Annotated in this window: 20 protein-coding genes; 12 read left to right on the top strand and 8 right to left on the bottom strand. The window is 65.6% G+C overall.

Annotated features, from left to right (window positions below; all coding sequences use genetic code 11):
* Positions 1 to 49: 49 nt before the first annotated feature.
* Complete coding sequence (locus AC1RDS_RS04955) at positions 50 to 424, bottom strand: hypothetical protein (RefSeq protein WP_139285367.1); 375 nt, start codon at positions 422 to 424, stop codon at positions 50 to 52.
* A gap of 350 nt (positions 425 to 774) precedes the next feature.
* Between AC1RDS_RS04955 and AC1RDS_RS04950 the strand changes: the two genes are divergently transcribed.
* The 3 genes from AC1RDS_RS04950 (at position 775) to AC1RDS_RS04940 (ending at position 5,582) form a co-directional block, all read left to right on the top strand.
* Positions 775 to 1,929, top strand: a complete 1,155-nt coding sequence (locus AC1RDS_RS04950) for a helix-turn-helix transcriptional regulator (RefSeq protein WP_348682592.1) — start codon at positions 775 to 777, stop codon at positions 1,927 to 1,929.
* 50 nt (positions 1,930 to 1,979) lie between these two features.
* A complete protein-coding gene (locus AC1RDS_RS04945; protein WP_348682591.1) occupies positions 1,980 to 2,573 on the top strand; it encodes an IMPACT family protein in 594 nt (197 codons plus the stop codon).
* A gap of 102 nt (positions 2,574 to 2,675) precedes the next feature.
* Entirely contained in the window at positions 2,676 to 5,582 is a 2,907-nt protein-coding gene (locus AC1RDS_RS04940) for a bifunctional diguanylate cyclase/phosphodiesterase (RefSeq protein WP_348682590.1), read from the top strand.
* 284 nt (positions 5,583 to 5,866) lie between these two features.
* Here the strand turns inward: AC1RDS_RS04940 and AC1RDS_RS04935 are convergent, their stop codons facing one another.
* Genes AC1RDS_RS04935 through dsdA form a run of 4 tightly spaced genes read right to left on the bottom strand, consistent with a single transcriptional unit; the run spans position 5,867 to position 11,012 of the window.
* A complete protein-coding gene (locus AC1RDS_RS04935; RefSeq protein WP_348682588.1) occupies positions 5,867 to 7,012 on the bottom strand; it encodes an NAD(P)/FAD-dependent oxidoreductase in 1,146 nt (381 codons plus the stop codon).
* A 13-nt stretch (positions 7,013 to 7,025) separates the two neighbouring features.
* Positions 7,026 to 8,588 (bottom strand): amidase, encoded by a 1,563-nt coding sequence (locus AC1RDS_RS04930; protein WP_348682586.1) that lies wholly within the window; start codon positions 8,586 to 8,588, stop codon positions 7,026 to 7,028.
* Between the two features lie 30 nt (positions 8,589 to 8,618).
* Entirely contained in the window at positions 8,619 to 9,605 is a 987-nt protein-coding gene (locus AC1RDS_RS04925) for a Bug family tripartite tricarboxylate transporter substrate binding protein (RefSeq protein ID WP_287880061.1), read from the bottom strand.
* A 42-nt stretch (positions 9,606 to 9,647) separates the two neighbouring features.
* A complete protein-coding gene (gene dsdA, locus AC1RDS_RS04920; RefSeq protein WP_287880059.1) occupies positions 9,648 to 11,012 on the bottom strand; it encodes a D-serine ammonia-lyase in 1,365 nt (454 codons plus the stop codon).
* Positions 11,013 to 11,105: 93 nt separating this feature from the next.
* Here dsdA and AC1RDS_RS04915 point away from each other — a divergent pair, with 93 nt between their 5' ends.
* From AC1RDS_RS04915 to AC1RDS_RS04895, 5 genes are all read left to right on the top strand, one after another.
* Positions 11,106 to 12,065, top strand: a complete 960-nt coding sequence (locus AC1RDS_RS04915) for a LysR substrate-binding domain-containing protein (protein WP_287880056.1) — start codon at positions 11,106 to 11,108, stop codon at positions 12,063 to 12,065.
* A gap of 71 nt (positions 12,066 to 12,136) precedes the next feature.
* Positions 12,137 to 12,439 carry a helix-turn-helix transcriptional regulator gene (locus tag AC1RDS_RS04910; RefSeq protein ID WP_287880054.1) on the top strand — a complete coding sequence of 101 codons (303 nt, stop codon included), beginning with the start codon at positions 12,137 to 12,139 and terminating at the stop codon, positions 12,437 to 12,439.
* A 39-nt stretch (positions 12,440 to 12,478) separates the two neighbouring features.
* Positions 12,479 to 13,810, top strand: coding sequence for a type II toxin-antitoxin system HipA family toxin (locus AC1RDS_RS04905; RefSeq protein WP_287880051.1), 1,332 nt, complete (start codon positions 12,479 to 12,481; stop codon positions 13,808 to 13,810).
* Positions 13,811 to 13,827: 17 nt separating this feature from the next.
* A complete protein-coding gene (locus AC1RDS_RS04900; RefSeq protein WP_287880048.1) occupies positions 13,828 to 14,151 on the top strand; it encodes a hypothetical protein in 324 nt (107 codons plus the stop codon).
* Positions 14,148 to 15,122, top strand: a complete 975-nt coding sequence (locus tag AC1RDS_RS04895; RefSeq protein ID WP_287880044.1) for a rhodanese-like domain-containing protein — start codon at positions 14,148 to 14,150, stop codon at positions 15,120 to 15,122. Before AC1RDS_RS04900 ends, AC1RDS_RS04895 begins: the two co-directional genes overlap by 4 nt.
* Before the next feature lie 110 nt (positions 15,123 to 15,232).
* On the opposite strand, the gene AC1RDS_RS04890 is transcribed toward AC1RDS_RS04895, so the two are convergent.
* A complete protein-coding gene (locus tag AC1RDS_RS04890) occupies positions 15,233 to 15,943 on the bottom strand; it encodes a VIT1/CCC1 transporter family protein (protein WP_092698134.1) in 711 nt (236 codons plus the stop codon).
* A 229-nt stretch (positions 15,944 to 16,172) separates the two neighbouring features.
* Between AC1RDS_RS04890 and AC1RDS_RS04885 the strand changes: the two genes are divergently transcribed.
* On the top strand, positions 16,173 to 16,559 hold the full coding sequence (locus AC1RDS_RS04885) for a cupin domain-containing protein (RefSeq protein WP_092698249.1): 387 nt from the start codon (positions 16,173 to 16,175) through the stop codon (positions 16,557 to 16,559).
* An 83-nt stretch (positions 16,560 to 16,642) separates the two neighbouring features.
* On the opposite strand, the gene AC1RDS_RS04880 is transcribed toward AC1RDS_RS04885, so the two are convergent.
* Positions 16,643 to 16,786, bottom strand: coding sequence for a hypothetical protein (locus AC1RDS_RS04880; protein WP_492226700.1), 144 nt, complete (start codon positions 16,784 to 16,786; stop codon positions 16,643 to 16,645).
* Here AC1RDS_RS04880 and AC1RDS_RS04875 point away from each other — a divergent pair.
* The gene (locus AC1RDS_RS04875) at positions 16,785 to 17,069 is read left to right on the top strand and encodes a 7(1) septoil knot domain-containing protein (protein ID WP_287880038.1); all 285 of its coding nucleotides are present in this window, start codon (positions 16,785 to 16,787) and stop codon (positions 17,067 to 17,069) included. The genes AC1RDS_RS04880 and AC1RDS_RS04875 overlap by 2 nt on opposite strands.
* A gap of 3 nt (positions 17,070 to 17,072) precedes the next feature.
* On the opposite strand, the gene AC1RDS_RS04870 is transcribed toward AC1RDS_RS04875, so the two are convergent.
* Entirely contained in the window at positions 17,073 to 17,918 is an 846-nt protein-coding gene (locus tag AC1RDS_RS04870) for a fumarylacetoacetate hydrolase family protein (RefSeq protein WP_287880035.1), read from the bottom strand.
* 287 nt (positions 17,919 to 18,205) lie between these two features.
* On the opposite strand from AC1RDS_RS04870, the gene AC1RDS_RS04865 reads away from it, so the two are divergent.
* Both AC1RDS_RS04865 and AC1RDS_RS04860 read left to right on the top strand, forming a co-directional pair.
* On the top strand, positions 18,206 to 18,796 hold the full coding sequence (locus tag AC1RDS_RS04865) for a chromate transporter (RefSeq protein ID WP_287880032.1): 591 nt from the start codon (positions 18,206 to 18,208) through the stop codon (positions 18,794 to 18,796).
* Positions 18,793 to 19,386 carry a chromate transporter gene (locus AC1RDS_RS04860; protein ID WP_092698138.1) on the top strand — a complete coding sequence of 198 codons (594 nt, stop codon included), beginning with the start codon at positions 18,793 to 18,795 and terminating at the stop codon, positions 19,384 to 19,386. Before AC1RDS_RS04865 ends, AC1RDS_RS04860 begins: the two co-directional genes overlap by 4 nt.
* Positions 19,387 to 19,400 lie beyond the last annotated feature (14 nt).

Below are 19,400 nucleotides of genomic sequence, written 5' to 3'. Positions count from 1 at the left end.
CCCGAGGCATTTGCTTGCTTTGCCAACTACCCGAATGACAAAAGTACAGTCAATACGAGGCGACGGACACTCCCGGCAAGTCTGAATCGTGCGCAGTGCTGTGTTGGTTCACCACCATGTGATCAAGCCGTTCCAGCAACGGCAGTCTCGAAGCATCTTTTTCTGACTCACCACTGATCGATGCAGCCGCGGACATTCCAACGTCATTCACGTCTGGACCGCAGGAGGCAAGTAGCACGCCACCGAGAATCACGGCGCCCAGCCGACTGATGGAGGATCGTATCGGCCATCGACGCAGAGGCGCCAAGATCAAGCGATCCATTTCAATTTCCCATGCCATGCATGCTTCACGCTCGTCTGGCGAGGTGGGAGATAGAGAACTGCCTGGCAATTCGCTGACTGAGGTATTGGCTTTTTTGGTCATCATTGGCTCCTGGAGCTATATCTTTGTGAGCCATTCGTCCCGATGAATGCACCATCGCCACGGCGATGCGCACAGGGCATCTTGGTCACGCGTTGAGCTTAGGCAACGCACCTGCCCCACGCGTCATCGGAAGCAATGACACCAATAAATAAAGCCAGTTGAAACAAGACCCTCTGCATATTAAATTTTTTACATATATATGCGTTTGATATCAGAAAAATAGGTACCAATCTTTCGAGGGTTCGGCGGTATTCCGAGAAGGCCAAGTACAATTTTCACGCAAGCGTGGGCCGTGTCCTCATGAAAATCCATGGCATGGCTTTTCAACATCCTGCGAACTGGGGGACTCCATGATCGGCTTGGAGGTGATTTCTACTGAAGAATTAACCAACCTGATAGGTTCGATCTATAACTGCGCGCTCGATCCGCAGCGCTGGCAGTCCACTTGCCAAAAGATTGCAGAGTTCAGCAAAAGCGCAGCGGGCGGAATATTCGTTCATGACCTGCGGAACGTACAAAACAAACAGTCGTTCGCATTCGGCTATCAGCCAGAGTTTTTTCAAATGCTGAAAGATCATTATGCAGAAAATTCAATGGCGGCTGCCAACATCGACTCAAATAACGGGGACCTCCGGGCATTTTCAATGGAGCGTTACCAGTTGCTCGAAACTCGGTTCTTTCAAGAGGTACTAAAACCGTATGGACTCCAGGACATGGCCTGCTTCCCCATGATAAAAACCGAAGAACGCATGACCTCCCTGCATGCGTCACGAAGCGAAAACGAACCTGATTTTCAACAACGTGACCTCACTCTTTTCAAAATTCTCTCGCCACATGTATGCCGCGCACTGGCCATCTCCGAAATGCTGGATATCAGGGCGATCAGATCGGAAATGCTGGAAAACACATTGAATGGGCTTGTTGCTGGTGTTTTTCTTACAGCACGCGACGGTCACGTCGTATATTTGAACCATGCTGCTGAATGCCAGATCAAAATGGGCAATGCGATTCACTTGGTAAACAATCGGATTGTTCCCACGGATTTGGCGGCTCGCAATGCGCTGGCAAAGGCGATGAAAGAAGCAGCGCGTGATGATGCGGTGAGGAACATGGGCGAACATTTCGTGGCGATACCCGCTGGATTCGGCGGCGGATACGTTGCGACCCTTCTTCCGATTGAGAGCACTCAGCGCCACGGCATTTTTGCGTCCTTTGCCGCATCGGTCGCAGTTTTCATGCAGGATCCTGTTCAGGCGACATGCATGCCGGGTGAGGCCTTCGCCAAGCTGCACGGGCTCACCGGAGGCGAACTGCGCGTGCTGCAGGCGCTTTCCCAGGGGCTGAGCGGCACGGAGGCGGCCGATATGCTGGGTATCAGTGAGCCGACTATTCGCACACACCTGCAGCACATATTCTCCAAGACCGGCACGTCCAAGCAACTCGACCTGCTGCAGCTGTTGCATCACTCGACGCCACCGATTCGCACCTTAGAGCCTGCACATTGAATCCGGCGAGCCTGGCACTGGGTCTGGCACGCGCGTTAAGCTCGCGCCCCATGCCCCAGACCCTGGCTGCGCCCGCGCACAGCGACATCACCATCAAGAAAAGCCGCTTCATCGGCTGCGTGCAGCCCATGGCCGACCGCGCCAGCGCCCAGGTCCATGTCGATGCGCTCTGGAAGCAGCACCCCGGCGCAGCCCATATCTGCTGGGCACTGCTGGCGGGCGGGCAATCGGCCGCGGTGGACGACGGCGAGCCCGGCGGCACCGCCGGGCGCCCCATGCTGGACGTACTGCGCCACCAGGACCTCGACGGCGTGCTGGCCACGGTGGTGCGCTACTTTGGCGGCGTCAAGCTGGGTGCCGGCGGCCTGGTGCGTGCCTATACCGACTGCGTGGCCCAGGCCCTGCTCACGGCGCCCAAGGTGCAGCTGCAACGCATGGCCACGCTGCAATGCCTGGTGCCCTATGCGCTCGAAGGCTTGCTGCGCCGCGAGATCGAGGCCGCAGGCGCCGAGCTGCTGGGCGTGCAACATGGCTCGCTCGTCACCCTTCAGCTGCGCCTGCCCGAAACCCAAGCCAGCGCCTTTGTGCAGCGCGTCAACGACCATGGTCAGGGGCGCGTCGGCTGGCCCGGTCCAGCGGACTAGCCGCATGGCCTATAAACATATCATCACAAACACTACACTCTTATACAAATATACTCCGCTGGGCACTCTCGCCACCTCGGGCAAGAAGCAACCCACCCGCCCATGCTGATACACACCAGCCACCAGCCCGCAGCACGCCAGTCCATCCGTGCCGTGGGTGCCCTTTTGCTGGTGCTGGTGCTGGTCATGGCACTGCCCTCCCTGCCCGGCATGCGGGGCGTGGCGCACTACCTGCCGCTGCACATGGCGCTGGAGACGCTGGCGATCGTGGTGGCAGCGCTCACCTTTGGTGTGGTCTGGAGCGCAAAGCATGAGCAGTTGCCACGCAACGCGCTGTTGCTGGGCTGCGCCTTCCTTGGCGTGGGCCTGCTCGACTTCGGCCACATGCTGTCGTACAACGGCATGCCCGACTTCATCACCCCCAACTCCACCGAAAAGGGCATTCATTTTTGGCTGGCCGCACGGCTGCTGAGCGCACTGACCTTTCTCGCCGTGGCATGGCTTCCCTGGAGCACCAGCGCCTCGCGGCCCTGCGCATGGTCGCTGCTGGCCATGGTGCTGTTGCTGGTTGCAGCCTTGTACGGGCTGTTTTTTCTGGCCCCGCACCTGTTGCCCGAAACCTTTGTTCCCGGCCAGGGGCTCACCGCGTTCAAGATCGGCTTCGAATATGCATTGATGGCCCTGTACCTGGCCGCCGCCGCGCTGCTGCTCAGGCACATGCGGCGGCAGCGCAGCTTCAACACCAGCGGCCTGTTTGCGGCGGCGTGCACCATGGCGCTGAGTGAGTTTTTCTTCACGCGCTACACCGGCGTCACCGATACCTACAACACGGTGGGCCACATCTACAAGGCGCTCGCCTACGCCTTTTTGTACCGCGCTGTCTTTGTCGAAACCGTGCAACAGCCCTACACCCTGCTGCGCGCCTCGCAACAGCAGCTGCAGGCCACGCTGGACGCCCTGCCCGACCCGATGCTGGAACTCGATGACGAAGGGCGCTACGTGGATGTGCGCGCAGGCCATGCGGGCAGCCTGGCCGCCCCCGCCAGCCTACTGCTGGGCAAGACCCTGCAGGAAGCGCTGCCCGCCGAAGCAGCCGACATCACCCTGGCCGCCTTGGAAGAAGCACGCCAGCAGGGCTTCTCGCGCGGCCGGGTGCTGCCCTTGAGGGTGCCCGACGGCCAACGCTGGTTCGAGCTCTCGGTGGCGCGCAAGCCTCCCCAGCCGGGCCATGGCCAGCACTTCGTGGTCATCTCGCGCGACATCACCCAGCGCCTGCAGAGCGAAGAGGCCATGCGCAAGCTCTCTCAGGCCGTTGCGCAAAGTCCTCTGCCCATCGTCATCACCGACTTGCAAGGCCGCATCGAATACGTGAACGACGCCTTCACCCGCTCCAGCGAATACACTGCCGCCGAAGTGCTGGGGAAGAACCCGAACGTCCTGCAATCGGGCAAAACGCCCGCTGCCACCTACCAGGGCATGTGGGCCCGGCTCCAGCAAGGAAAATCGTGGCAGGGAGATCTCATCAACCGCAGCAAAAGCGGCCGCGAATACACCGAATCGGTGCTCATCTACCCGGTGCGCAATGCAGAGGGCGAAGTCACCCACTACCTCGCCCACAAAGAAGACGTGACCGAGCGCAAACTGGCCGCCGCGCGCATCCAGCAGCTCTCGCACCACGACCAGCTCACCGGCCTGCCCAACCGCACCATGCTGGGCAAGCACTTTGATTACGCCATCCGCCAAAGTACCGCCCTGGCCGTACTGTGGATCGACCTGGACCGTTTCAAGGACATCAACGACTCGCTGGGTCACAACGTGGGCGACCTGCTGCTGCTGGAAGTCTCCCAGCGCCTGCGCTCCGATCTGCCTGACGACGCCACGCTGTCGCGCCACTCGGGCGATGATTTTGTCGCCCTGCTACCCCACACCAGCCAGGACGAAACCGCCAAGCTCTGCACCGGCTTGCTGGACTTGCTGGCACAGCCGGTGCAGGTGGCGGGGCAAGAGATGTTCGTGACCGCATCCATCGGCATCGCCATCTCACCCGATGACGGCCAGCAGCTCGATTCCCTGCTGAAAAACGCCGAAACAGCCATGTACCGCGTCAAGGAAGAAGGGCGCAACAGCTACCGCTTCTTCACGCCCGAGATGCAGGCGCATTCCTCCCGCATGCTGGCCCTGGGCAACGCTTTAAAACAGGCCCTGCCGCGCGGCGAGCTGTACCTCGAGTACCAGCCGCAGGTGTCGCTGCATGACGACTGCATCATCGGTGCCGAAGCCCTGCTGCGCTGGAACCACCCGCAATGGGGTATGGTGTCGCCGGCCGAATTCATCCCGCTGGCCGAGGCCAACGGCCTCATCGTGCCCATTGGCGAGTGGGTGCTGCAGACCGCGCTGCGCCAGCTGCGCGCCTGGCTCGACAGCGGCCTGCCGATGATGACCATGGCGGTCAACCTCTCGGCGGTGCAGTTTGGCCAACCCGGGCTGACCGACATGGTCAGCCAGCTGCTGCAGCAAACTGGCGTTCCCCCCGAAGGCCTCGAACTTGAACTGACCGAAGCCGTGGCCATGAAAACCCCCGAAGTTGCCGCACAGAAGATGCAGGAGCTGAGCCAGCGCGGCATCCGCCTGTCGATCGACGACTTCGGCACCGGCTACTCGTCGCTCAGCTACCTCAAGCGCTTTCACATCAACCAGCTCAAGATCGACCAGTCCTTCGTGCGCGACATCGGCACCGACCCAGACGACCAGGCCATTGCCACCGCCATCGTCCAGATCGCCCACAGCCTGGGCATGACCACCATCGCCGAAGGCGTGGAAACCGCCGAGCAACTGGACTATCTGCGCGCACAGGGCTGCGACCAGGTGCAGGGCTACCACTTCAGCCGCCCGCTGCTGCCCGAGCATTTCGAGGCTTTTGTGCGCACCCAGCTGCAGGCACGCCAGCAGACACCCGCGCATGCGGCGCGGGCCGAGGTTCAGGCCCGGCCGGCTGGAACCGCTGTATAAATCACAGCCGCCAGCGATTTTCCAGCCAGCGGCAAAGCCCAAAAACTCCAATCTTCATCGATGCCGGGCGGTTCCGCCCCGAGCTTCTGTGGCCCCAGTTGGTGCAAGGCGCCGGCTTTTCTGCCCCACCGCCAGGCGCAATGCCTGTTCCGCCCGGCAACTGCGCACGCACACTTCAGGCGCCGCACCGCGCATCCCATCCCGCAAAGACCGCTGCCCCAAAGGTTGGAGCGAAATCGTCAACAGGCTCTGAAAGTCCCGGGCTGCTTGCCACGCAAGCAAGGTCAGCGCAAACGCGCGGGCGACAACCCTTCCACCACCACACCCTCGCGCAGCAGTTCTTCCGCCAGCGGCTCGCTGCGCAACAGCTGCCGCGCCAGCAACGAGGCCCCCGCAGCACTCTGGATGCCGTAACCACCCTGCCCGGCCAGCCAGAAAAAGCCGGGCACATGGTTGTCCCAGCCGATCACCATGTCGCCATCCGGCACAAACGAGCGCAGCCCGGCCCAGGTGTGCGACGGGCGGCGGATCTGGAAGCGGGTCATTTCCTCGATGTGATAGATCCCGGTGGCCACGTCCAGCTCCTCGGGCACCACATCGTGCGGATGCGTGGGGTCGGCATTGGCGGGTGAGCCCAGCAGTTGCCCCGCATCGGGCTTGAAGTAAAAGCTCTCGTCGATGCCGATCACGGCGGGCCAGTGGGTGGCGTCCATGCCCTCGGGCACCGGGAATGTAAACGCCGTGCGCCGGCGCGGCTCCAGCCCGATGGGCGGCACGCCCGCCAGGCCCGCTACCACGTCGGCCCAGGCGCCTGCAGCGTTGACGATGGTGGGGGCGGCAAACACCCGCCCATCGGCCAGCGTCACCTGCCACGCATCGCCTTCGCGGCGCACGGCCGTGACCTCGGCGTTCGTCAGCACCTGGCCGCCGCGCTGGCGCAGGCCACGCAGGTAGCCCTGGTGCAGGGCGTTCACGTCGATGTCGGCCGCCTCGGGCTCGCTCATGCCGGCGGCCACGGCCTCGGGCTTCAGGCAGGGCAGCATCGCCAGCAGCTCGGCCTGTTCCACCCAGCGCACATTGGGCGATGCGGCATGCGCTTCGTCGTAGGTCTGCTTCAGCAGGTCCAATTGGTCCGGCCTGGCGACATAGACCACCCCCCGGGGCGAGAGGATGGGCTCGGTGCCAAACTCGGGTGGCGGCGCATCGTAAAAAGCGCGGCTGGCGCGGGTGAGCGCCTGGATGTTGGGCGTGCCATAGGTCGCCATGTAGAGCGCTGCCGAGCGGCCCGTGGTGTGATAACCGGGCTGCGATTCGCGCTCCAGCAGCAGCACGCTGGCGCCCTGCCCTGCGTCGCCGGGCTGCACCAGTTGCCAGGCCACGGAGGCCCCGGCAATGCCTGCGCCGATGACGATGGTGTCTAGGGTTTGCATCTACTCCTCCTGCTCAAACAGCCGACACCTGCGCGGCCGATGCCGCACGGTCATCGCGCGGCAGGCTGCGGGCGTCGCGGGGATCGGGTGCCACGGTCACGATGGAGGTCAAAGCAGGCTCGGCGTGCGTCTGCATCAGCTTGGCGATGTCGGGCCGGGGCCTTGCCAGCCCTGTAATGCCCTTGAACGCCTGCTCCAGCGCATGCCCCACGCCCAGCGTGTGACGGTCGGCGCGGAAGCGCCCCACGATCTGCAGGCCAAACGGCATGCCCGCATCGTCCAGCCCGCAGGGCAGGCTCAGCGCCGGGTGGGTGGTGAGCGTGGTCACGTACGTCAGCGCCAGCCAGCGGTAGTAGTTGGCCTGCGGTTCGCCGTTGATGTGGCTGGCGAACAGCTCGGTCCAGGCAAAGGGCGATACGGGCGTGGTGGGCGCCAGGATGACGTCGTAGTCCTCGTACAGCTTCTGGAACCGCGCCAGGATGCGTGTCTGCTCGGCCTGCGCCCAGGCGCTGTCCAGCAGCGTCATGGTGGCGCCCATTTCGTAGTTGGCGCGGGTGTTGGGGCCCAGGCTGGCGGGGTCGCGCTCGTAAGCCTCGCGCGTGCTGGCCACAAAGGCCTCGGCGCGCAGCACGTCAAAGCAGCGGTGCACATCGCCCAGGTCGATGTCGATGGCATCGCAGCGTGCAAACAGGTGCTTCATGGCCTGCACCTTTTGACGGAACACGGCGCGGATGCCGTTGTCCACCGCGCAGGCACCAAAGTCCTCGGTATAGGCTACGCGCAGACGGCTCAGGTCCACCGTTTCGGGCAGAAGGAAACTCATCGGGTCCAGCGGGTAGCTCAGCGGGTCGCCCGCCGACATGCCCGCCGATGCAGCCAGCTGCAGGCAGGCTTCTTCCACCGTGCGGCCCATGGGGCCCACCACTGAAATCGGCGTCCAGCCCAGCAGCTTGCGCGAGCTGGGCACCACGCCGGGCGATGGCCTGAAACCCACCACGCCACAAATGGACGCCGGAATGCGCAGCGACCCGCCCGTGTCCGAGCCCGTGCACACCGGCAGCATGTCGCACGCCAGCGCAGCGGCCGAGCCACCCGACGAGCCCCCGGCGTTCAGGTGGGGGTTGAACGGGTTGCCCGTGGCGCCCCACACGGTGTTGCGCGAATTGGCGCCCGCGCCCATCTCGGGGATGTTGGTCTTGCCGGTCACGATCGCGCCCGCGGCACGCAGGCGCGCCACCAGCACGTTGTCCTCGGCAGGAATGTGCTCGCGGTAGATCTGCGATCCATAGGTGGTCAGCAAGCCCGCCGTGGCCTCCAGGTCCTTCACGCCCATGGGCAGGCCATGCAGCAGGCCCAGCGGCTCGCCGCGCAGCACGGCCTGCTCGGCGGCCTGGGCCTCGGTGCGGGCGCGGTCGTAGCAGGTGGCGGTGACGGCATTCACATAGGGGTTCACCGCCTCGATGCGCGCGATGCAGGCGTCGAGCAGTTCCACCGGAGAAATCTCGCGCGTGCCGATGCGGTGGCGCAATTCATTGGCCGTCAGCTCGACCAGGGCTTGGGGACTTGTTGTGGTCATCTCGGGTTTGTCTCCTTGTTCACACGGCGCTCAGTCGGCGGTGATGCCAGCGCGCTGTGCGATGGCACGCATCAGCGGCAGCTCCTTGTCGATCAGCTCGGCCAGTGCCGTGGACGGAGCATAGGACGGCTCAAACCCCACTGCGATCATCTTGTCACGCGTCTCGGGGTCTGACACCACCTGGGCCAGCGCCTGTTCCAGCCGCGTCTTCACGGCCGGTGGCAGGCCGCGCGGGGCCACCATGGCCAGCCAGGTGTCCATCTCCAGGCCCGGGTAGCCACTTTCCGCCAGTGTAGGCACCTTGGGCAACAGGGCCGAGCGTTTGCCGGAGGTCACCGCGATCGCCTTGATCTTGCCGTCCTTGAGCTGCGGCAGCGCGGCCGATACGGTGTCCACCGTGAACGGGATCTGCCCGCCCAGCAGGTCGGTCATCGCGGGCGCACTGCCCTTGTACGGCACATGCTGGATCTTGAGGCCCGCCGCATGGAAGAACATCTCGCCCGCAAACTGCGAGGTGGTGCCCGCACCGAACGAGCCATACGAATACTTGTCGGGCGCAGCCTTCACCAGGGCCACGAACTGCTTCAGGTCACTGGCCGGCACATCCTTGTTGGCCAGCAGGATCAGGCCCGTGCGCCCCGCGATGCCAATGGGCTCGAAGCTCTTGACCGGGTCATACGGCAGCTTGGCGCGCACGGCCGGGTTGACGGTGAAGGTGGTGCCCGAGCTCATGAGCAGCGTATAGCCGTCCGGCACGGCCCGCGCCACCGACGTCGCACCAATCACCGTGCCCGCCCCCGCGCGGTTGTCGATCACCACGCTCTGGCCCAGCTTGTCGCCGAGCTTCTTGCCGATGAGGCGCCCCAGCACATCGGTGGCACCACCGGGCGGGAACGGAATCACCAGCGTGATCGGCTTGGTGGGAAAGGCCCCCTCCTGCGCCAGGGCCGGAGCCCACGCGGTGGCCCCCAGGGCGGCACAGACGGCGGCAGACAAAAGCAGTTGCTTGCGGTTCATGGGGTTTCTCCAAAGGTCACAAAGATTGGGAAAGCAAAAAAGTCAGCCCTGCGCAGCCAGCACGGCCCGCCCGCGCTGCACAAAGCCCTGGTACTGCGCATCGGGCACCAGCAGACCGCCCGTGGTCCACACCAGGTGCGTGGCCTGGGGCAGCACGGCGTCGATGCCCGTGCTGCGCAGCCAGGCTTGCCCGGCCGTGGTGCCCGTCAACATCGCCGGACCGTTGAAGCCCGCGGCGGCCGAGGGCTCGATGCGCTCGCCCAGGGCGTCCAGCACCCGCACCAGGTGCGCAAACAAGGTGTCGTCAGCCACAGTGAACACGCCCGACAGCAGCGGCCGCATCAGCTCGGCCGCCAGCAGCGAGGCGCGCGGCACGGCCAGGCCATCGGCCTCGGTGCGGTTGGTCAGGCCCCAGTCGTAGACCGAGGGGTGACCGCCCACGCTCTGCATCGAATCCGCCAGCATCTGCACCAGAAAACACGGCGACTGCACCGGCTCGGCAAAAAAGCAGTGCACATGCGGCCCCAGCACCTGCCGCAGGCCAAAGGTGATGCCCGCAGGTGCGCCGCCCACGCCGCAAGGCAGGTAGACGATGAGCGGGTGCTCGGCATCCACCGCCACGCCCTGCTCGGCCAGCTGCTTTTGCAGGTGCAGGGCCGCCGCGCTGTAGCCCAGCAGCAGCGAGAACGATTGCTCATCGTCCACAAAGTGGCACATCGGGTTGCTGGCCGCCTCGGCGCGGCCTGCGGCCACGGCGCGCTCGTAGTCGCCCGCGTGCTCCACCACCTGCACACCGCGCTGGCGCAGGCGGTCCTTTTTCCATTCTTTCGCGTCAGCCGACATGTGCACCGTGGCCTGGAAACCCAGGGCCGAGGCCACCACGCCAATGCTCATGCCCAGATTGCCCGTGGAACCCACCGCCACCTGGTAGCGGCCCAGCACCTCGCGCGCCTGTGGCGTGGCCAGCGCGCGGTAGTCACCGCCGGGCTCGACCAGACCATGCTGCAGCGCCAGTCGCTCGGCAAACTCCAGCACCTCGTGCATGCCGCCGCGCGCCTTGATGGAGCCTGCCACGGGCAGGCTGTGGTCGGCCTTGATGAACAGCCGACCCTGGTTTGCAGCCATGCCCAGTGCGGATTGCAGCGCGGCAGCGGGCAGCAGCGGCGACTCCACCACGCCCCCGGTGGCAGCCAGTTCGGGGAACACCTCCGCCAGCAGCCCGGCAAAACGGACGAGGCGCGCAGCAGCCGCCTTTGTATCATCCAGACTAATGGTTCTCCCTAATGCGGGCAGTGCCGCAGCGGGCTGCGCCTGCCGGGCCGGGTTGGTCCACAGGGCAGGCTGGGCGTTGCGCAGGCGGGTGGCCAACAGGGCATCCACAGCAGATGGGCGTTCGGCAAGTGTCATGGCACATTGGTCTTGGTACGTCTTGCCCACATTCTTCGCCCGTCACGCGCCTGTCACAAGCCATTTATAGTGAGCAATGCATTAGTATTGATAATGGACATTCGCCTCTCTCCTTCCCTGCTTGCCTGGCTGCGCAGTTTTGATGCAGCAGCGCGCCACGGCAGCTTCACCAAGGCGGCAGCCGAGTTGTGTATCACCCAGGGCGCTGTCAGCCAGCAGGTCAAGCAGCTCGAAGACTGGCTGCGCCGCCCCCTGTTCCTGCGCACGCCGCGCGCCCTGGTGCCCACGCCCGAGGGCAAATGGCTGGCCGTGGTGCTGCGCGAGAGCTTTGACGCCATCGAAAGCACCCTGGCCCAAATGCGCCAGCCGGCAGAGGCCGCCACCGCCACGCTGAGCTGCTCGCCCTCGTTTGCCATGAGCTGGCTCACGCCCCGGCTGGGCGATTTCTTTCGCCAGCACCCACACACCGGGCTGCGCGTGTTTGGCGAGTTCCACACCCTGGACCGCACCCGCATGGTGCAGGGCGGCATCGAAGCTGCCGTGCGCTTTGACCTGGGCGGCTACCGCGACCTGAACGCCACCGTGTTCCTGGACGAATGGCTCATCCCCGTGGCCAGCCCCGAGTTCCTGGCCCGCCACCCGCCCATCACCCGCCCGCAGAACCTGCGCGGCGACTGGCTGCTGCACGACGGCAGCGCCTGGGACGGCGCGGACACGTATGAGGAATGGCAGCACTGGTTTGCCGAGATGGGCGCCACGCCTCCACCCTGGGCCGGTGGCCAGCAGTTCAACCTGTCGCAGCTGGCCCTGGGCGCTGCGTTGGCCGGCCAGGGCATTGCCATGGGCCGCGCAGCGCTGGTGCTGCAGGACGTGAAGGCCGGGCGCCTGGTGCCGCTGCTGGGGCGCAGCGTGCTGTCGCGCGCAGCGTATTCATTTGTGACCACCACCCACCCCAGCCCATCAATGGAGCTGGTGCGGGAGTGGCTGGTGGAGGAGGCTCGGCGGTTTTGCGGCGATCGCAGCGAGGTGTTGCCTGCAGTAGTGCCACCTTGATTCAGACCTATGCTGGCGAAAATTTGAATATTTAAATACTCTTTAATTAAAAAAAGAGTATAAACATCATCATGTCAATCGATCTCATACCCACCCTCGCCGCTGCCCGTAAGGCCCACCAGATGACGCAGGCCCAGCTCGCCGAAAGTGCGGGCCTGAGCCGCATGACGGTGCAGCGCACCGAAGGCGGCGACCTGGACCCCCGCTATTCCACCCTGGCCGAGATGGCGCGCGTGCTGGGCATGGACATCATCGCCGTACCCAGCAGCCTGCGGCCCAGCCTGGAGGCATTCATCCAGTCGGGCGGCAAGTTTCTGGGTCAGCCCGAAGGGGTGGATGCCCCGCCCTCTGTCGTAGATGGCCTGCGCCGCTGACCCTGGCGACGCCCCGCAAGCCCGACCGACCACCATGCCATGAGCACCGCCATCCGCTATCTGCGCCTGTACCTGCACCGCCCGCCGCAAGCGGACGGCAGCGCGGGCGCGCGCGAGGCGATTGGCTACCTCTCGCAGTACGGCGACATCCTGCGGGTCTCGTTTGATGAGAGCTACATCCGCAACCCGCAGCGGCCCACCCTGTCGCTCAGCTACCGGGGTGCGGACGAGGCGGCCACGCAGCAGATCCTGGCGTCGGCGCGCGATACGCGGCTGGTGCGCACCGATGGGCGCTGGCCCGTGTATTTTCAAAACCTGCTGCCCGAGGGCCACAACCGCGACCGGCTGGCGCGCGAGCGCGGCTGCAGCCCCGATGACGAGTTCGAGCTGCTGGCCGCCGCCGGTCACGACCTGATGGGCGCGCTGGAGGTGGAGCCCGTGCCCGCGCAGGAAGGCATCCCGGACGTGGTGCGCCACTGGCACACCACCCAGGGCCTCGATGTGCTGGAGCCCGGTTTTGTCGAATACCCCGTGGAAGACGCAGCATCGCTGCCCGGCGTGGTCACCAAGTTCAGCGCCGTGCCGGACGGCCGCCGCTACACCGTGCACCGCCGGGGCACGGCGGGCAGTGTGATCCTCAAGCTGCCCACCACCGCCCACCCCGATCTGGTGGCCAACGAGTTCACCGGCTACCAGCTGTGCCAGGCGCTGGACCTCAACTGCGCCGCTGCGCGCGTCATCACCCGCGCCGAGGCCGACCTGCCCGACACCGTGCCCTTCAACGAGATCCTGGCCGTGCAGCGCTTTGACCACCTGCCCGGCGGCGCCCGCGTGCACATGGAAGAGTTCAACCAGGTGCTGGGCTACACCCCGCGCCAGAAATACGGCAAAACCCATGGCAAAGGGGTGCTGCAAGACTGGGCCACCATGCTGCGCGTGCTCAACCGCCTGAGCAGCCAGCCCGTGCACGACACACGCGAGTTCCTGGCCCGCATGGTGGCCTTCATCCTCATGGGCAACACCGACGCCCATCTGAAGAACTGGGCCCTCATCTACCCCGACGGCCGCACGCCCCAGCTCGCCCCGGTGTACGACCCCGTCTGCGTGGCCGCATTTTTTGACGGCCTGCCCGAGAGCCACTACGCCGTCAACCGCGCCATCGACCGCACCCTGCGCGCCTTCACCTGGCACGACATGGAAGCCTTGCTCAAAACCGCCGGCCTGCTGCGCGTGCCAAGGCACCTGGCGTTGTTACGGGATGTCGTGAGACTGGCCCGCACCGACTGGCCGCAGCTGCTGCACACCGCCCCGCCCGCCATGCAGCACACGGTGCTGCAACGCCTGCAAGGCGCCACCGCCCTGGGCCTCTGACCTTTGCCGACACCGGTATGACCTCAAAAGCCACCATCCCCACAGCCATCGACGCTACCGGCAGCGAGCTGGTCACTTTTCAGGGATCGCGGCAGCAAAGGGTGTTCATTGGATCGATGGGAGGAACAGTCAAGCCGAAGATTGCCCACTACCGGCACCGCTGTTCCATGGGTAATATGGCCGACTTGGCCATTGCCAATGGTTTTCGTGACCAACGGCGCGCGCGTACGCATCGCGCCGACATGGATGCCAAGGCGGTGCAGCAGATCACCCGGAACAACCCCGGCATGAGCGGCCGCACGGTGCGCATTGCACATCAGCAAACGCTTATTTTTGAATGATCGACATCGCCGAAACCCTGCGCTCCCTGGTCGCCGAGCATGCGCTGGCACTGCTGTTCCTCAATGTGCTGCTGGAGCAGGCGGGACTGCCGATTCCGGCCTACCCCTCGCTGGTGGTGGCCGGCACGCTGACGGTGGTGCGCGACGATATTCCGGTGGCCCTGGTGTTCACGCTGGCGGTGCTGGCCTGCCTGATCGCCGATACGGCCTGGTTTTGGGCCGGGCGGCGGCATGGCACCTGGTTGATGCGGGGCGTGTGCCGCGTGTCGCTGTCGCCCGACAGCTGCATCCGCAAGAGCACGCATTTCTATCGCCAGATCGGCCCGCGGGTGCTGCTGGTGGCCAAGTTTCTGCCGGGGGCGGGCGCGCTGACCACGCTGATGGCGGGCACGGCGGGCACCTCTCTGACGCGGTTTGTGCTGTTTGACGCGGCGGGCTCGGCCATCTGGGTGGCCTCGGCGCTGATGATGGGCATTTTGTTTGAAGACGCCGTGGGCGCCTTGCTGGCGCTGCTGGCGGCCTATGTAGTGCCGGGCTTCATCGCCATACTGGCCTGTTTTGCGGCCTTTCTGGCCTGGAAATGGGCGCGCCGCATGCAGGTGGTGCGCCGCAGCCACCGGGTGCCGCGCCTGCGGGTGCAGGAGCTCAAGGCCATGCAGTCGCAAGGCGTGCCGCATGTGGTGGTGGACGTGCGGCCCGATCTGACGGGCAGCGAGGCCAGCATTCCGGGCGCTATCCGCCTGGGGCTGGATGCCGGGCCGCGCGAACTGGCGGCGCTGCCAACCGATGCATCGGTCATCGTTTATTGCGATTGCCCCAGCGAGGTATCGGCCGCCTACCTGGCCGAACGCATCCGCGCCGCCGGGCGCCCCCAGGTCTATGCCTTGCTGGGCGGCATCAGCGCCTGGACCGACGATGCACCGGGGCAAGCACCGGGTGATGCGGTGGCGCAGCCTGCGCGCGCGGCCTGAGTTTTCCGGGCGCTGTGCGGGGGAAATTGCTCTTTTTTTAGCAGCTTTCAGCGCTTATTCTGAAAGCGCCAGAGCCTGTCTTCATCCATATTTCGGGGCACCGCTCCGCATCACCCCACTGGTGCCCCGAACAGCGCCCCCACGCCCGCCGTGACGGCCATGGCCAGCGCACCCCAGAAAGTGACGCGCCAGGCGCCCACCAGCACGCCCGCACCGCCGGTGCGCGCTGCCAGCGCCCCCAGCAGGGCCAGAAACACCAGCGCGGTGCCGGCCACCCAATAAAGCAGGCTGCCGGCGGGCGCCACAGTGGCCACCAGCAGCGGCAAGGCGGCGCCAGCGGCAAAGGCGGCTGCCGATGTGAGCGCGGCCTGCACCGGGCGGGCCGCCATGGCGCTGGAGATTTCGAGTTCGTCGCGCGCATGGGCGCCCAGGGCGTCGTGCGCCATGAGCTGCTGCGCCACCTGCTGCGCCAGCGCGGGAGCAAGGCCCCGGCGCTCGTAGATGCTGGCCAGCTCGCGCTGCTCGGCCGGGAGGTCGGTGGCCAGCTCGTGGCGCTCACGATCGAGGTCGGCTTTTTCGGTGTCGGACTGCGAGTGCACCGAGACATATTCCCCCGCCGCCATCGACATGGCCCCGGCCACCAGCCCGGCCACCGCCGTCATCACAATGGTGGACTGGCTGGCTTGCGCCGCCGCCACGCCCACCACCAGGCTGGCGGTGGACACGATGCCGTCGTTGGCCCCCAGCACGGCGGCGCGCAGCCAGCCAATGCGATCGGTGCGGTGGCGCTCAGGGTGCAGGCGGCGTGTAGCGGAACTCATGGGGTGTCTTGGCGCGGGTGGTGAAGCTGGCAGGGTATGGGGCAATGAGGCAAAGAGTCAACCAGGCGTTGCATCGGCGATGCCCTATGCCCCTGCTGCCGCCAGCGCCATTGCGAAGCATTGCCTTTGCAGGTGCGCAAGCGCACCATGGCCATTCTCAAGGCCCCCAGCCATCCGCCGAGCTGGCTGGCGTGGCCGCGTGCCACGGCTCGGCATGGTGGAGGCTCTCATGATCCGCATTGTGTTGGGGCTGGTTTTTGCGTTACAGGTGGCTGGCGCAGGGGCGCAGAATGCCGTGGCCACCGATGGCGACAAATACAAGGTGATACTTGAAAACCCCTGCGTGCGTGTGCTCGACTACCGCGACCAGCCGGGCGATAAGACACACCAGCATCACCACCCAGGCTTCGTGCTGTATGCGCTGAGCGCTTTTGAGCGCATGCTCACGCTGCCCGACGGCAAGGTGCTCAGGCGCAGCTTCAAGGCGGGCGACGTGATGTGGTCCGACGCGCAGACGCATATCGGCGAAAACATTGGCACCACGCCCACGCATGTGGTGATCGTGGAGATGAAAAGCGCGCCAGTTGCAGGCTCCGGGGCATGTGTCGTTCGGTGATGGGCTGCGTAGTTTGCTTCGATTTTTTGTAGCTTATGGCGCTTTGTGGACAAGGGCCACAAGCACCAATGAGCCAACGCCCCTCATTGTGTGAGGGCCGCACGCACGGTGCGGAGGCGCGGGTAAACACCGCTGCGCCGCGCGGTGGGTTGCGCACGCTGGATCCAGGTGTCCGGTCCGATAACATGCACCCGTTGGTTTTCATCCTTTCGCAGGAGGTTGCGCATGGCAAAGATTCTGGTGGCAACGCTGGCAAGCAAGGCCGACGCGAGCGTGTTCGAAGTGCCTTTTGAGACCCAGGCCGACCTGTGCTGGTATGAGCTGCCCTACCACCAGCAGGCCGATGGCGACACCGAGTGGTGCTTCGTGAATTACGAGGCCGATGCCACGTTCAGGATCTTCCGGGTGAAATACGCCAGCCAGGCCGACCTCAAGACCTTCAAGGTCAAATACCGCGACCAGGCGGGCTGGCGCAATGCCGGCCACAAGCTGCGCGGGCAGATCGGCTGATGTCTAGCCGCCCACGCAGGTCTGGGTCTGCTCGCCCAGGCCCGTGGCGCCCAGCCGCATCACGTCGCCGGGCTTCAGAAACCACGGCGTGGGCTTCTGGCCCAGGCCCACGCCGGCGGGGGTGCCGGTCAGCACGATGTCGCCCGGCTCCAGCGCCATGAACTGGCTGATGTACGACACCACGGTGGGCACGCCAAAGATGAAGTTGCTGGTGCTGCCGTTTTGCACGCGCCGGCCGTTCACCTCCAGCCACAGGTCGATGGCGTGCGGGTCGGGCACCTCGTCGGCGGTCACCAGCCAGGGGCCGATGGGGGCAAAGCTGTCGTAGCTCTTGCCCTTGTCCCACTGGCCGCCGCGCTCTGTTTGCCAAGCACGCTCGGACACGTCGTTGGCCAGCACGTAGCCCGCCACATGCTGCAGCGCGGCGGCTTCGCTGACGTGGCTGGCACGGGTGCCGATGACGATGCCCAGTTCGACCTCCCAGTCGGTCTTGCGCGCACCAGGGGGAATGCGCACCGCGTCATGAGGGCCGCTCAGGGCGGTGACGGCTTTCATGAACAGCACGGGCTCGGCGGGCGCCTGCATGCCGGCTTCGAGGGCGTGGTCGGCATAGTTCAGCCCCACGCAGATGATCTTGCCCACGCCCGCCACCGGGCAGCCCAGGCGGGGTGCGCCATACACGGCGGGCAGGCGCGCCACATCGAGCGCTGCCAGTGCCGACAGGGTGCGCGGGCCGAGCTGGCCAGGGCCCAGTTCGGGCAACAGCATCGACAGGTCGCGCAGCACGCCCTGTGCATCCACCACGCCGGGGAGCTCCGCGCCGGGTTGACCATAACGAACCAGTTTCATGGGGATGTCCTTGTGTGTCGGGTTGCCGTGCCGCCGCAAGCGGACGGCACGCAACGCATCCTACTGCGCCGGCACCGACGGCCCGCTGCTGCCCGCCGCGCCAGCCATCAGCAATCATGATGCCCCTGTCGCCGTTGACGATGCCGCGGCCGCCCGGCGACCCAGGCTTGCGGCTTACCATGGAGCACCCTGCCAAGGGCCCATTCAAGCCACCGGTAAACTCCTGTTTTCATAGCTGCCAGCGCTTATGGTTATTTCACCAAAGGCATATTTCTCTACTATCCACCATGCCTGAGTCACTGCCCTCTCCTGATGCTCCCGCATCGCGGCCGCTGCCGCGCAACCCGGCCGACCTGTTCTGGTCGTTCACCTGGCTGGCGCTGCAGGGTTTTGGCGGCGTGCTGGCGGTGGTGCAGCGCGAGCTGGTGGAAAAAAAACGCTGGATGACGAACGAGGAGTTCGTCGAAGACTGGGCCGTGGCCCAGATCATGCCGGGGCCCAACGTGGTCAATCTCGCGGTGATGATCGGTGACCGCCATTTCGGATTGCGCGGCGCGCTGGCGGCGATTGCAGGCATGCTCACCTTTCCCCTGCTGGTGGTGCTGGCGCTGGCGCTGGTGTATGCCCAATTTGCCAGCCACCCGGCGGTGGCGGGTGCGCTGCGCGGCATGGGCGCGGTGGCCGCCGGGCTGATTGCGGGCACGGGCCTCAAGCTGGCGGCGGCGCTGCGCAAACACCCTCTGGGCCCCTGGCTGTGCGCTGCCCTGGTCGCCCTCACCTTCGCCGGCATGGCGCTGCTGCGCTGGCCGCTGGCCTGGGTGCTGCCAGCGCTGGGCGGCATGGCCTGCGTGCTGACCTGGCGAAAGATGGCACCATGACCCACGCCATTGCGCTGCAGCCGCTCGACTGGCTGAACCTGTTCCTGTACTTCATCTCGATCTCGCTGCTGGCCGTGGGCGGCGCGATTGCCACCGCGCCCGACATGCACCGCTTTCTGGTGGAGCGCCAGGGCTGGCTGACCGAGCTGCAGTTCAACGCCTCCATTGCCATCGCCCAGGCGGCACCGGGGCCCAATGTGCTGTTCATTGCACTGCTGGGCTGGAACGTGGGCATCAATGCCGGTGGCGCCGGCACCGCAGGCTGGGCCAGCGGTGCCCTGGGCATGCTGCTGAGCATGGTCGGCATCATGCTGCCCAGCACCACGCTGACCTGGCTGGCCACGCGCTGGGGCCACCGCAACCGCGAGCGGCGCAGCGTGCGCGCCTTCAAGCAAGGCATGGCGCCGGTGGTGATCGGCCTGCTGCTGGCCACCGCCTGGCTGCTGGGCAGCGCCCATGGCAACCCCGCCGCCGACTGGCCCTTGTGGTTGCTCACGCTGGTGTGCACGCTGCTGGTGTGGCGCACCCGGCTGCATCTACTGTGGCTGCTGGGGGCCGGGGCGCTGCTGGGGGCGCTGGGGCTGGTGTGATGCGGGCGGGTGCG

The organism is Acidovorax sp. GW823-FHT02H02 (assembly GCF_058797075.1).
Note: the sequence above shows the minus strand (reverse complement) of the source record. Positions and strands in the feature narration are given on the sequence as shown.